The sequence below is a fragment of the Bradyrhizobium sp. UFLA03-84 genome, from assembly GCF_002289535.1.
GTDB classification, from domain to species: domain Bacteria; phylum Pseudomonadota; class Alphaproteobacteria; order Rhizobiales; family Xanthobacteraceae; genus Bradyrhizobium; species Bradyrhizobium viridifuturi.
In genome coordinates, this window is sequence record NZ_NSJY01000005.1 from 925,281 (window position 1) to 937,942 (window position 12,662).

At 64.9% G+C, this 12,662-nt stretch carries 12 protein-coding genes; 4 read left to right on the top strand and 8 right to left on the bottom strand.

Translation table 11 applies throughout. The features are described from left to right. From CK489_RS07090 to CK489_RS07105, 4 genes are all read right to left on the bottom strand, one after another. Positions 1–3,147, bottom strand: a complete 3,147-nt coding sequence (locus CK489_RS07090; RefSeq protein WP_050628743.1) for an efflux RND transporter permease subunit — start codon at positions 3,145–3,147, stop codon at positions 1–3. Continuing rightward, the gene (locus tag CK489_RS07095) at positions 3,144–4,379 is read right to left on the bottom strand and encodes an efflux RND transporter periplasmic adaptor subunit (RefSeq protein ID WP_245350275.1); all 1,236 of its coding nucleotides are present in this window, start codon (positions 4,377–4,379) and stop codon (positions 3,144–3,146) included. The genes CK489_RS07090 and CK489_RS07095 overlap by 4 nt, the downstream gene beginning before the upstream one ends. A gap of 277 nt (positions 4,380–4,656) precedes the next feature. Beyond that, a complete protein-coding gene (locus CK489_RS07100; RefSeq protein ID WP_095731752.1) occupies positions 4,657–5,790 on the bottom strand; it encodes a hypothetical protein in 1,134 nt (377 codons plus the stop codon). Between the two features lie 205 nt (positions 5,791–5,995). Next, entirely contained in the window at positions 5,996–6,346 is a 351-nt protein-coding gene (locus tag CK489_RS07105) for a hypothetical protein (protein WP_095731753.1), read from the bottom strand. Between the two features lie 346 nt (positions 6,347–6,692). Here CK489_RS07105 and CK489_RS07110 point away from each other — a divergent pair, with 346 nt between their 5' ends. Continuing rightward, positions 6,693–7,805, top strand: coding sequence for a helix-turn-helix transcriptional regulator (locus CK489_RS07110; protein ID WP_095731754.1), 1,113 nt, complete (start codon positions 6,693–6,695; stop codon positions 7,803–7,805). A gap of 3 nt (positions 7,806–7,808) precedes the next feature. Here the strand turns inward: CK489_RS07110 and CK489_RS07115 are convergent, their stop codons facing one another. Continuing rightward, positions 7,809–8,567, bottom strand: a complete 759-nt coding sequence (locus tag CK489_RS07115) for a dienelactone hydrolase family protein (protein WP_095731755.1) — start codon at positions 8,565–8,567, stop codon at positions 7,809–7,811. A 209-nt stretch (positions 8,568–8,776) separates the two neighbouring features. Between CK489_RS07115 and CK489_RS07120 the strand changes: the two genes are divergently transcribed. The 3 genes from CK489_RS07120 to CK489_RS07130 all read left to right on the top strand — a co-directional run bounded on the left by CK489_RS07120 (position 8,777) and on the right by CK489_RS07130 (position 10,378). After that, a complete protein-coding gene (locus CK489_RS07120; protein WP_095731756.1) occupies positions 8,777–9,118 on the top strand; it encodes a hypothetical protein in 342 nt (113 codons plus the stop codon). Positions 9,119–9,213: 95 nt separating this feature from the next. Next, positions 9,214–9,855 carry a glutathione S-transferase family protein gene (locus CK489_RS07125; protein ID WP_095731757.1) on the top strand — a complete coding sequence of 214 codons (642 nt, stop codon included), beginning with the start codon at positions 9,214–9,216 and terminating at the stop codon, positions 9,853–9,855. Between the two features lie 7 nt (positions 9,856–9,862). Further along, positions 9,863–10,378: a DUF1697 domain-containing protein gene (locus CK489_RS07130; RefSeq protein WP_095731758.1), complete on the top strand. Its 516-nt coding sequence runs from the start codon at positions 9,863–9,865 to the stop codon at positions 10,376–10,378. A gap of 42 nt (positions 10,379–10,420) precedes the next feature. On the opposite strand, the gene CK489_RS07135 is transcribed toward CK489_RS07130, so the two are convergent. The 3 genes from CK489_RS07135 to CK489_RS07145 form a co-directional block, all read right to left on the bottom strand. After that, positions 10,421–11,659, bottom strand: coding sequence for a threonine ammonia-lyase (locus tag CK489_RS07135; protein WP_095731759.1), 1,239 nt, complete (start codon positions 11,657–11,659; stop codon positions 10,421–10,423). A 402-nt stretch (positions 11,660–12,061) separates the two neighbouring features. After that, complete coding sequence (locus CK489_RS07140) at positions 12,062–12,217, bottom strand: response regulator (RefSeq protein ID WP_167350155.1); 156 nt, start codon at positions 12,215–12,217, stop codon at positions 12,062–12,064. A gap of 54 nt (positions 12,218–12,271) precedes the next feature. After that, a complete protein-coding gene (locus CK489_RS07145; protein ID WP_095731760.1) occupies positions 12,272–12,652 on the bottom strand; it encodes an aminoacyl-tRNA deacylase in 381 nt (126 codons plus the stop codon). Positions 12,653–12,662 lie beyond the last annotated feature (10 nt).

The following is a 12,662-nucleotide window of genomic DNA, read 5'->3' on the forward strand; positions in this document are numbered from 1 at the left end:
TCAATGCGACGCCGGCTGTTCCGCCTTGCTCCGCCTGCCGAAGCGGTTCTTCACGCCTTCGCGCCAGCCCTGGAAGGTGACAAAGAGCATCGGCACCAGGAAGATGCCGATCGAGCTCGCGGCCAGCATGCCGCCGAACACCGCGGTGCCGACCGCGCGGCGGCTGATCTCCGCAGCACCGGTCGCGACCACCAGCGGCACCAGGCCGAGGATGAAGGCGATCGAGGTCATCATGACGGCGCGGAAGCGCATCTGCGCGCCCGTCGTCGCGGCTTCGATGATCGGCTTGCCGGCCTCGCGCTGCTCCTTGGCGAATTCCACGATCAGGATGCCGTTCTTGGCGGCGAGCGCGATCAGCACCACGAGGCCGATCTGGCCGTAGAGATCGAGGTTGAGCCCTGCGAGCTTGATCGCGAGATAGGAGCCGAACACGCCGACCGTGACCGACAGCAGCACGGGAATCGGGATCGTCCAGCTCTCATACAGCGCCACCAGGAACAGATAGGCAAACAGCACCGCGAGCGCGAGGATGATGCCGGTCTGGCCGGAAGCAGCCTGCTCCTGATAGGCGGTGCCGGTCCATTCATACGAGTAGCCGGCTGGCAGCGTCGTCTTCGAGAGGTCGGCCATCGTCGCAATCGCGGTACCCGACGACACGCCCGCCGCCGGGCTGCCGTTCACCGTGACCGAGCGATAATTGTTGTAGCGCGTGATCACCTGCGGGCCGGTGACGATCCGCAAGCTTGCGATCGAGCGGATCGGCACCATCTCGCCGCCGGTATTGCGCACATAGATCTGCCAGATGTCGGGAATGTCGCGGCGGTCCGCCGCATCGCCCTGCACGTTGACCTGCCAGGTGCGGCCAAACAGGTTGAAGTTGTTGACATAGATGCCGCCGAGCGTGGCTTGCAGCGCGGTGAAGACGTCGGCCATGTTGAGGCCGAGCGCCTGCGCCTTGGCGCGATCGATGTCGAGATAGACGGACGGATTGGTCGCGGTGAAGGTCGAGAACACGCGGGCCAGGTTCGGATTGCGGTTCGCCGCACCGATCAATCCGCCCATCACGCTGCTGAGCGAAGCCGGGTCCTGCCCTTCCAGCGCCTCGAGCTGATACTCGAAGCCGCCTGACGTCGACAGCCCGATGATCGGCGGCAGGTTGAACGGCAGCACCGAGGCCTGACGGATCTGCGAACCTCCGACGAAGGTCTGCCCGATCGCGGCCTGCACCGAGTCGGTCGTGGCCTTGCGATCGGCGAACGCCTTCATGCGCGCCACCATGAAAGCGGAGTTCGGCTCGCTCGCACCGTCGAGCAGCGAGAAGCCGATGATCGACAGCACGTGGTCGACCGCCGGGTTCTTCTTCAGCAGCGCCTCGACCTGCTTGGTGACCTCGCTGGTGCGCGCCACCGACGCGCCGTCGGGCAATTGCACTGCGATGAAGAAGGCACCCTGGTCCTCCTCGGGCAGGAAGCCGGTCGGCGTGACCTTCGACACCCCGAACACCGCGCCGGCGAACACCAGCACCGCAACCAGCGACAGCACCGCAAGGCGGACCAGCCGCTGCACCACGCCGGCATAACCGTCGCGCACCCAGTCGATGCCGTCGAGCACCCGTCCCATGATGCCTCGCCGCGGTCCGCCATGGCGCAGGAACACCGCGCACAGCGCCGGCGACAAGGTCAGCGCATTCAGTGCCGAGATCACCATCGCAGCGCTGATCGTCACCGCGAACTGGCGGAACAGGGTGCCGGAAATGCCGGGGATGAACGCGATCGGCACGAACACCGAGAGCAGCACTAGCGAGATCGCGATGATCGGCGCCGTGATCTGCGTCATCGCCTTCTTGGTGGCGTCGGCCGGCGACAGCTCAGGCTCCTCCTCCATGACGCGTTCGACATTCTCGACCACGACGATGGCGTCGTCGACCACGATGCCGATCGCCAGCACCATCGCCAGCAGCGAGACCGTGTTGGCGGAATAGCCGAGCGCGAGCAGCACCGCGAAGGCACCGATCAGGCTGACCGGAACCGCGACCGCCGGAATCACGGTGGCGCGCAGATTGCCGAGGAACAGGAACACCACGACCACGACGAGCACGAAGGCCTCGCCGAGCGTCTTCATCACTTCCTTGATCGTATCGGAGACGAAGGTCGTGGAGTCGTACTGCACGAGATAGGTCAGGCCCGGCGGGAACCGCTCCGACAATTTGGCGAGCGTGGCCTGCACGGCCTTGGCCGTGGTCACGGCATTGGCGCCGGGCGCGAGATAGATGCCCATCGGCACGCCGGGATTGCCGTCGATCCGCGACTCCGAATCCATGTTCTGCGCGCCGATCTCGACGCGGGCGACATCCCTGATCCGCAGCACCGATCCGTCCGGATTGGCCCGCAGCACGATGTCGCCGAACTGTTTGGATGTCGTCAGGCGGCCCTGGGTCTGCACGTTGAACTGGAACTGCTGGTCGTTGCTGATCGGACGCGCGCCGATGCGGCCGACCGGCGCCTGCACACTCTGGGCGCGGATCGCCGCGATCACGTCCGACGGCGCCAGATTGAGGCTGGTCAGCCGCTGGGTATCGAACCAGATTCGCATCGAGTAGTTCAGCTTGGCGAACAGCGACGCCTGCCCGACGCCCGGCGTGCGCGAGATAGCGTCCAGCACGTTGATGATGGCGTAGTTGGTGATGAACAGCGGATCCTGCTCGCCGCTCTTGCTGTACAGCACGATGAATTGCAGCACGGCCGAGGACTTCTTCTGCACGGTGAGGCCCTGCGCCTGCACCTCGGTCGGCAATTGCGCGAGCGCGCTCTGCACCCGGTTGTTGACGTTGACGGTGTTGATATCGGGATCGGTGCCGAGCGCGAACGAGACCGTCAGCGTGTAGCTGCCGTCATTGCCGCTGGTCGACTTCATGTAGAGCATCTTGTCGACGCCGACGACCTGCGCTTCCAGCGGCTGGGCGACGCTCGATTCGACCACTTCGGCCGACGCGCCGGGGAACACGGCCGAGACCGTGACCTGCGGCGGCACGATGTCCGGGAACTGGGCGACCGGGATTTGCATCAGCGCCAGCGCGCCCGCGATCGTGATCACGAACGCGATGACGATCGCAAGCCGCGGACGATCGACGAAGACAGCGGAGATCATGGGTTGTTACCCGTCGATTTCGGCGCACCGCCGGCGCCGCCGTCCGCGGAGACCTTCATGCTCGACTGGATCAGCGCGCTGGCCGGCCCCGGCGCGACCGCCTCACCCGGCTTGACCTTCTGCAACCCCTCGACGATGACCTTGTCGCCAAGCGCGATGCCGCTCGTCACCGCCGCAATCGTCGACGTCGATTGCCCGAGCTGGATCCGCTTCTGCTCGGCCTTGTTGTCGGCGCCGACGACGTAGACATATTCGCCCTGCTGATCCGACAGCACCGCCGAGCGCGGGATCGCCAGCACCTCGACCGGCTGCACGCCTTCCAGCAGAACGGTCACGAATTCGTTGTCGGTGAGCTCGCGGACCGCGCCGCCGGCCGCAACGGAGGTGTAGGTCGACGGGTTGGGGATCGTGCCACGCAGCGAGATCGTGTCGGTGTTCTGCGCGATGGTGTTGTTGACGAAGTTCAGTTCGCCGACCTTGTCGTACAGCCGGCCGTCCGGCAGCCGCACGCGGATGACCACCGCCTTGAAGCCGCCGCGCGTCGCGTAGCGCTCGCGCAGATCGAGCGCCTCACGTACCGGTACCGGAAACGTGACATACATCGGGTCCTGGCTGACGATGGTCGTCAGGGTTCCCGAGCTCGGCGTCACGACGTTACCTTCGGTGACCGCGGTGCGACCGATCCTGCCGTCGATCGGCGAGCGGATCATGGTGTAGTCGAGATTGATCTGGGACAGGTCGACCTGCGCCTGCGCGGCCTGCACCTGTGCCTCGAGGCTCTGCTGGTTGGCGACCGCGGCATCGACACTCGATTGCTGCCCAGCCGGGCCACCGAGCAGGGATTTGGCACGGTCGGTGGTCAGCTTGGCGTTGACCAACGTCGCCTGCAGCTGCGCGACCTGCGCCTTCTTCGATGCGAGATCGGCCTCGAACGGGCCGCGCTCGAGTTGATACAAGAGGTCGCCGGCCTTGACCTCGGCGCCCTCGACGAAGTTCCGCTTGTCCAGGAACGCCGTGACACGCGCCACCACATTGACGCGGTTGGGGGCCTCGATGCGCCCCAGAAATTCACTGGTCTCGGTGACCGGCCGCTTCACCGCCTCGAACACGCCGACGGCAGGAGGCCCGGGTGGCCCCGCCTGGGCGTGCGCTGCTGAAATCCCACTGACCGCAAGTCCCGCCGATACCAGAACCCCTGCCAATCCACCGAGCATTCGTTCCGTACCACTCATGCGGTCCAACCCTTCGGCTATCAACAAGCTCTGCGAGACGGATATGACGTCGAGTTCCCTCAGACCGATAAGGCTAGGGATAGGCAAGGTGCGTGACAGGAGATCATAACGCGCCCAATCCGACAATCCTGTAACGTGATCGGCCGGTTGCATGCCACGGACGCCAACCGTTCCCACGAATGTGATGCGCGCAAACGAAGCTTCGTGATCGACGCCAGTCGCGGCTGCTAGCGGCGCAGACGCGCCGATGTATTGCAGCGGGAATAGCCCCCGCCGCTCACAACGCGATGGCGTTCTTCAAGCGCGACGTCTCTTGATAGAGCGGCGACGCCAGATGGCCGTACAGCCACGGCCTTGCACGCTTGCCGCTGACCTCGTGCACACCGTCGAAGACGTCCATCTCGATCAGATGCGGATGCGCCGACGCCGCGTAGACCGACTGCATTTCAGCGAACTTCTCGTCCCGCCCGAGCTCGATCGCGTTTGCACTATCGCGGCTGCCGATCTCGACGAACAGCGGGCAGGGAGAAAGCAGGTATGCCAGCTCCGCGCCGGTGTATTTGGCACGGCTGTTGGCGAAATGAAGATAGGCCGCAAGTTCGATGCCGAGGTTCTTGCTGATGGCGGGTGACATCAGAAATTTCTTCTCGTCACGCATGTATCCCGAGGCGACGGTCGGCCGCATCCGCCCCATCGCGGCCTCCAGATGCAGCGCGAGAAACGCGCCCGACGACACCCCGTAGACACCGATATTCAGACCGGACGCGCCGGTCAGCTTCCGGCAGACGGTTTCGCCGGCATCGAGCGATGCGCACGACACGTTGTGCGCGGAGACACCGTGGGATGCCAGCATCGCTGCGATGTTGTTCTGGCTTTCCTGATTTCCGATCTGGACGATGTAGGGGCACCAGACGACATAACCGTCCTGGCAAAGCCGTTTGCCGAGCGCGTTCATGTAGTCCTTGTCGGCATCATCGAAGCACCGCTCCGGCGTGCTCGCCATGCCGTGAGCGAGCAGGATCAAACCCTTGAACGTGCCGTCGGGGATCCCGAGACATCCGCGCACCGGCACGCCGCATTCCAGATCGAACTCGACCTTCACGACCGAAAATCCGTCCGCCGTGTCGCGCCAGAGAACCCGCATCTCGTCGCGCGATGGCCGATAGAGCCGCCGCGCCCGGAACAACGACCGCATCTCCCGCCGGATATCCGGGCCGGTTGCTGTCGAACGCAGTTTTCCTCTCGCCGCGATGTCGAAGAACGACCGGCAGAACGTATCGTAGCCTAGTGCTGGCAGATCGACATTCGCGCACGATCCCCGGCAATGCCCGAGCATCAGCGCGTTGCCGGCGACCGATGAGGGCCCGACCAGCGTCATCAGCAATCCGGAAAGCGCCCTGCGGCTGATCATCGGTCCTCCTCGAGCCGGCGCTGGCTCGACTGAATGTCACGAGTGACCGCCTAGCAGGCGCGACAAGTCGCGCGGATACAAATTAAAGGATGTCCATGGTCGAACGATCATGCGCAGCGTTGCAAACGAGTGACGCTGCCGGGCTAGGCGCTGCGGCAATTCATTGCGGCTACGTTTCGAGACGCTTCGGAAAGATGTCTGACTGTCACGCGGGTTCAATTTCGCGCGAAGTATTAGAGTAAAAAACTACTTCAAGTTGCACGTAAATTCGAGGCACGGATAGTGGCGGCGACCAAGCAAACGGCTTGGGCTCGATAACAACCGAGGAAGTCATGAAGAAATATATCGTCGCTGTCGCTCTCGCTTCGCCGGTGCCGTCGCGGCGATGGCGGCGCCCGATCGGTTCCGTGATCGCGCCGATCACGACCGCGGTCTCCGCGCTCAACGTCAACGCGCTTAACAACGTCAACGTGCTCGGTCGCGGCGTGAACGTCCTGAACGGCAACGAGACCAACGTCTCGGCCATCCTGCCGATCAGCCTCAAGAACACCAACATCCTGTCCGGGATCCTTGGCGGTGGTCGCACGGCTGCGGCTAAGTGCGGTTGTCGGGAGGGCATCAAGGTGCCCTCCCGACAGCTTTGCACGAAAGCTTTCTGCACTCGTCTCGCCGCTCGGCCAATTCGGCCGCTCCTAAATCCAGCCCTCCCAAGCTCCGGATCGCGTCACGGCCGTTGCCGGTGCGAAAATCGACCGCAAGACCGGCCAAACCCCAGAATTCATCGTGATCCGAGAGGTCGCACCGGAATAGCCCGGACTCGTGGGCCGGACTGAATTGCTCTAGGCAATAATTCCGCGATCGATGGGTTTATCTATTGGGCAACACCGCTTCTGGAATGGCCGATGGCGAACGACCTGCACGAGCATCTGATTGAGCTGGCCTACGAGGCCGCCGTCCTCCCCGAGTTGTGGCCGAACGTTCTGCATCAGGTCGGCAGCATCGCGCGAGCCCGCGGCGTCGTGTTGCTGACGGCAGCCCCCCACGACGTCCGCTGGGTCGCATCCCCCGACATGCACGACGACACGGTTGCCTATGTCGAAGGCGGCTGGCACGAGCGCAACGGGCGGTTGCCCCGCCTGCTCGCGGCCAATCATGCCGGCTTCCTGCGCGACATCGACGTGTTCGATACGCCCGAGGAAGTGCAGCAGGATTTCCAGATCCGCGAGTTCTTCCGTCCGCGCGGGCTCGGGTGGGGCGCCGGCACTGCGATCCCGGTGCCGAGCGGCGACGTGCTGATCTACAGTGTCGAGCGCGAATACCAGCACGGGCCAATCGAGCGCGAGGCGATCGAACAGCTCGATGCGCTGCGCCCGCATCTGGCGCGCGCCGCGCTGCTGTCGGCACGGCTCGGGATGGAGCGCGCGAGGGCGGCAACCGAATCGCTGGCGATGCTCGGCCTGCCCGCGGCGGTGCTGCGGCGCGGCGGCCGCCTGATGGCGGCCAACACGCTGTTCGACCGGCTGGTGCCCGACGTGATGCAGGATCGTACCGATCGCCTGACGCTGGCGGCGCCTGCCGCCGATGCGCTGTTCGCACAGGCCGTCGGCGCACTCGATCACGGCCTCATCAGCGTGGAGGTCCGCTCGGTCCCGATCGCGGCACAGAACGATCGCCCGCCGCTGATCGTGCATCTGGTCCCGATCCAGGGCGCGGCGCGCGACCTGTTCGACCGCGCGCTGGCGATCGTGATCGTGACGCCGGTGGTGCCGGCCGAGGTGCCGACTGCTGAAGTGCTGCAAGGCCTGTTCGACCTGACGCCGGCCGAGGCGCGCGTCGCGCGCGGCATCGGCGAGGGACGAACCGTCGAGGCGATCGCCGTCGCATTCGGGATCTCCCGCGAAACGGTGCGCAACCAGCTCAAGGCCGTGCTGGCGAAGACCGGGCTCGGCCGCCAGGTCGAACTCGCCGGACTGCTCGCCGGCGCCAAGGTGCCGCCGGGTTCGTCCGGGGACTAGGCTTCAAGCCGCGTTCAGACGAGCCTGGAAGAAACCGGTCACCCGGCTGACCGCGTCATTGGTCATCGGATCATTGTCCGCAAAGTCGAAGCCGTGCGCCTTGCCTGGATATCGCACGATCTCCGCCACGGCGCCGACCGATTTGCCGAGCCTGACAAGCTCCTCACCGCTGGCAAGCGGCACGTTGCGGTCAGCCTCACCGTGCAGCTCGATCAGCGGCGGCAGATGTTTCACCTGAGGCGCGATCTTGTCGGGCATGCCGCCATACAGCACCGCCAGCGCGGACACCCGCGCGTCCCGCGCCGCCGCGGCCGCGGCGACGTAACCGCCAAGCGAAAAGCCGAGCAGTCCGATCCGGCCGGAACTGTCCGCGCCCGCCAGCACGGCTGACAGCACCGATGAGACGCGCGCGGCCCAGGCGTCGAAACGCCCGGTCTCATAGGCCTCGCGGCGCTCGCGCGTGTGCAGCGTCTCGAATGCCTGCTCGTCGGCCGGCGTGTAGTAGCGCACGAAACAGGCATCGATGCCGTCCGCCGTCAGCGCATTGGCGTAGCGTTCATAGGCCTGCGGCCTGAGATCGAAGCCGCGCGAGCCGTGCAGGACAAGCACGGCCGGCCGCTTGCCGGTGCGCCCGGAGGCAAACCGGTTGAGCTTGACCGGACCTTCGGCGGCATCGACGCTCAGCGTCTCGGCGGCCAGCGAAGGCGATACCGAAAGCAGGGCAAGGCCGCCCAGCAGGCTGCGTCGGCTGATTGCTTGCATCGAACCCCCGATTGGATCGCGCCGGCTCTGGCCGGGCCGCGCCGCTATATCATGCCGAACCGCGCGCCCGGTAGAGCGCTCGACCGGGCGCGCCGGCCGCCGGCCGCAACGTCGCAAAGGATCGGCATGTTCAAACGGCGCCGGTTACGCTAGTGATAATTCCCCTCCCTGCGCCGCCAGGCGCATGTCCAGTCAATGAGTGTATCTGAATGGCCGAAGCCGACCTCGACGCCGTCATCCGGCAAACCGCAAGAGCGCAGACCAGGGCCGTGATGGCGGCGGCCAAGAAGCGCCAGGCCGTCTGGGTCGCGCGCGCGGCCAAGGCCAAGGACAAGGACACCAAGGCGCGCTTCCGCCACCTCGCCAAGAGCACGATTCTAAACGCGACCGCGACCGCCAAGCGGTTGCAGAATTCGGCCGAGAACGCCGCCGACGCCTATGCCCGTGCCATGAAGAAGGCGATGGAAGAGCCGCCGCCGGTCACGGAATCCAAGAAGAAATCCGAGCAGAAGCCTGAGAAGAAGGCGGCGAAGAAGAAAGCGGACGCCTGATGCGCTTCCATGGAAGCGCATCATGATCATTATTTTCGCATGATCGTTTCGGAAAACCGGTGTCCGCGTTTCTGGATCATGCTTCAGGAGCCTTCATGCTCACCGTTCATCATCTCGGCAAGTCGCAATCGGAGCGGATCGTCTGGCTGTGCGAGGAGCTGGAGATTCCCTACGAGCTGAAGTGCACCACGCGCGATCCGGTCACGATGCTGGCGCCGGCCGACTACAAGGCGCTGCATCCGATCGGCGCTGCGCCCGTCATCACCGACGGTGACCTGGTGCTGGCCGAATCCGGTGCCGTTGTCGAGTACATCGTCGCCAGATACGGCAATGGGCGGCTGACGCTGACATCAGATCATCCAGACTTCGCCCGGTTCCTGTACTGGCTTCACTTCGCCAACGGCACGCTGCAGGCACAGATGGGCCGCAGCATGATCCTGCACCGGCTCAACCTCGCGGCCGACAACCCGATTCTGGCCGCGACCAAAGCGAGGGTCGACCGTTCGTTCGACCTGATCGAGGCGCGGGTGCGCGACGCCCAGTATCTCGCGGGCGATACGTTCACGACCGCCGACATCATGATCGGCTTCTCGCTGACGACGATGCGCTATTTCCTGCCCTATGACCTCGGCGGCCGCCCCAACATCAGGGACTATCTCGGCCGCATCGCGGCACGCCCGGCCTATCAGCGCGCGATGCAGAAGGGCGATCCGGGCATGGCGCTGCTGCTGACGTGAGGCCGTGATGCCGCGCTACGTCGCCCTGTTGCGCGCGGTGAATGTCGGCGGCACCGGCAAGCTGTCGATGACCGAATTGAAGGCGATGTGCGTCGATGCGGGGTTTGCCGACGTCGAGACCTACATCGCCAGCGGCAACGTCGTGTTCTCCTCCAAGCTCGGCGCGGCTAAGGTCAAGGCCGCGCTGGAGCAGCGGCTGCAGGCCTATGGCGGCAAGCCGGTCGGCGTTGCGATCAGGAGCGCAGACGAGATCGCCGCGGTGCTGAAGGCCAATCCGTTTCCGAAAGCGCCGCCGAACTTCACAGTTGCGATCTTCCTCGACGAACCGCCGCCCAAGGACGCGTTGAAAGACGTCAAGGGGCAGCAGGACGAGCAGATGCGGCTCGGCAAGCGCGAGATCTATGTCGCCTATGGCAGCGGCATGGGCCGCTCGAAGCTGAAGATCCCCGCCGCCGCGAGCGGCACCGCACGCAACATCAACACCATCGCGAAGCTCGCCGAGTTGGCGGCGGGTGAGGATTAAGCCCAGTCGGCGAACCTAAGCCCGCGGACGAGTGCTACATTGCTAGCGCTCGTGCACGACAAATCCCTCGGCACCGAGCCTCGTCAGCACATCCTCCAGATGGGCGCGGTCGCGGGTTTCGATCACGAGCTCGAGCAGCGTCGCCTTCGCCGGCAGATCGGAGAAGGTGCGCTGGTGCGAGACCTCGATGATGTTGGCGCCGGCATCGGCAAGCAGGATCGACACCGCCGCGAGCTGTCCGGGCCGGTCGACGATGTCGAGCGCCAGCTGCGTCAACCGTCCCTCGCGCGCGAGCTCGCGGGTCAGGACCGAGGCGATCAGCCTGGTGTCGATATTGCCGCCGGTCAGCACCAGGCCGACGTTGCGGCCGGCAAAGCGCTCGGGCGCTGCGAGCACCGCGGCAAGGCCGGCGGCACCGGCACCCTCGACCACCGTCTTCTCGATCGAGATCAGGGTCGCGACCGCGCGCTCGATCTGATCCTCGCTGACCAGCACGATGTCGTCGACGAGTTCGCGGACGATTTTCGTGGTGATCTGCCCGGGCGCCTTGACTGCGATGCCTTCGGCGAGGGTGTCGCCGCGCATCGGCAGCTGCGTGCCTTTGACGGCATTGTACATCGACGGATAGAGCTGGGCCTGCACGCCGATGACCTGCACCGACGGCTTGATCGCCTTCGCGGCGGTCGCGATGCCTGAAATCAGCCCGCCGCCCCCGATCGGCACCACCAGGATATCGAGCTCCGGCACAGCCTCGAGCATTTCGAGCCCGATCGTGCCCTGGCCGGCGACGATCAGCGGATCGTCATAGGGATGGATCAGGATCAGGCCGCGCTCTGCGGCATGCGTGCCGACGAAGGCGAAGCATTCTTCCAGCGTCTGCCCGGTGATGATGACCTCGGCGCCGTGCCGCCTTGTGTTCTCGATCTTCACCATCGGCGTGCCGATTGGCATCACGATCGTGGCGGGGATGCCGAGCCGCTTGGCGTGATAGGCGACACCCTGGGCATGATTGCCGGCCGACATCGCGATCACCCCGCGCTTGCGCTCTTCGGCGGACAGCGCCCGCAGCCTGTTCAATGCGCCCCGCTCCTTGAAGGTCGAGGTGAATTGCAGGTTCTCGAATTTGAGGAACAGGCGGCAGCCGCAAATCTCGCCCAGCGTGCGGCTCTCGTTGCACGCCGTGACCATGACCGAATCCCTGATGGTTTCGGCGGCACGGCGCACATCGGCAAGCGTGACGCCGGCAGGCGGTACGGCGGTGGTATCGGATGGATGCGGCATCGGGTTTCGCTTTGGACCGTTTCGTCAGACGGAACCTAAAGCATGATCCGGAAAAGTGCGAAGCGGTTTTCCGAAAAGATCATGCTCAAACCACGACCCAAAGCGCCATCACGCTTCAAGTCAATCCCGTCGCGCCGGCCAGTTTCGGTACCGAAGACGACCGGCTATCGCGCGGTCAGCACCCGTTGCTCCGGCCGCGCCGGCGCGGGCAGCTGGGCCTCATCGCATTTGGGGCATACCAGCGCGGTCCGGAAATGCTTGTCGAGCACAATGGTTCGCGTCCTGCCACATTGGCAGCGCATCGGCTTATCCATGGAAGATCGGCCCGGGTTCGAGATGCAAGGAAAGCGTGCGCTTAGCTATCCCGGTCCGGTTAACCCAGTATGACTTGCAGCCGGAAAATCAGAAGAAACCCGCGCTGAGATCGAGGCCATAGCTCGCCCTGAGCACCGCGACGAACAGAACCGCGAAGCCGAACAGCAGGACATGCCGGGCGATGCTGCTCCGAATCGAATTGGCAGGAAACACCCGTGCGATCGATTGAGCCAATGCAGTCATTTGCGACCTCCAGAACCACGTCCCGAACGTAGGTCGCCAGCAACGCTGCGAGGTTCAACGCGGCTCGCGGGACGGCCGGCGACGCATTGATGCGCTCGGTTCCGCATCACGTTGCGGCCGCGTCCTGTTCCTGAAGCGATGACCGACCACGATCAACCTGCCCTCGGCGCGGACCGCGGCCTCGGCCACTGGCTCAGCCGGCAGATTGTCTTGCGTAACCGCTTCCAGCGCGCGCAGGAACTCACGTCCGGCCGGTGTGATCTCCCAGCCTTCGACGTCACGCAGCACATAACCATTGCTGAAGATGTCGAGTTCGGGAACCCGCGACGCCAGACGCTTGATCCGCGCATGCCAATCGTCGCCGCTCGACGAGAGTATAGCGAGGTCGTGCTTGAGGGAATCGAGTGTGGCTCTGCCGCTGACGTGACTGGCCAATATTTTTAGA

Excerpts from the sequence above, each read along its gene's own strand:
- CK489_RS07090 (WP_050628743.1), bottom strand. The coding sequence starts at position 3,147 with ATGATCTCCGCTGTCTTCGTCGATCGTCCGCGGCTTGCGATCGTCATC.
- CK489_RS07095 (WP_245350275.1), bottom strand. The coding sequence starts at position 4,379 with ATGAGTGGTACGGAACGAATGCTCGGTGGATTGGCAGGGGTTCTGGTA.
- CK489_RS07100 (WP_095731752.1), bottom strand. The coding sequence starts at position 5,790 with ATGATCAGCCGCAGGGCGCTTTCCGGATTGCTGATGACGCTGGTCGGG.
- CK489_RS07105 (WP_095731753.1), bottom strand. The coding sequence starts at position 6,346 with ATGTTGGTGTTCTTGAGGCTGATCGGCAGGATGGCCGAGACGTTGGTC.
- CK489_RS07110 (WP_095731754.1), top strand. The coding sequence starts at position 6,693 with ATGGCGAACGACCTGCACGAGCATCTGATTGAGCTGGCCTACGAGGCC.
- CK489_RS07115 (WP_095731755.1), bottom strand. The coding sequence starts at position 8,567 with ATGCAAGCAATCAGCCGACGCAGCCTGCTGGGCGGCCTTGCCCTGCTT.
- CK489_RS07120 (WP_095731756.1), top strand. The coding sequence starts at position 8,777 with ATGGCCGAAGCCGACCTCGACGCCGTCATCCGGCAAACCGCAAGAGCG.
- CK489_RS07125 (WP_095731757.1), top strand. The coding sequence starts at position 9,214 with ATGCTCACCGTTCATCATCTCGGCAAGTCGCAATCGGAGCGGATCGTC.
- CK489_RS07130 (WP_095731758.1), top strand. The coding sequence starts at position 9,863 with ATGCCGCGCTACGTCGCCCTGTTGCGCGCGGTGAATGTCGGCGGCACC.
- CK489_RS07135 (WP_095731759.1), bottom strand. The coding sequence starts at position 11,659 with ATGCCGCATCCATCCGATACCACCGCCGTACCGCCTGCCGGCGTCACG.
- CK489_RS07140 (WP_167350155.1), bottom strand. The coding sequence starts at position 12,217 with ATGACTGCATTGGCTCAATCGATCGCACGGGTGTTTCCTGCCAATTCG.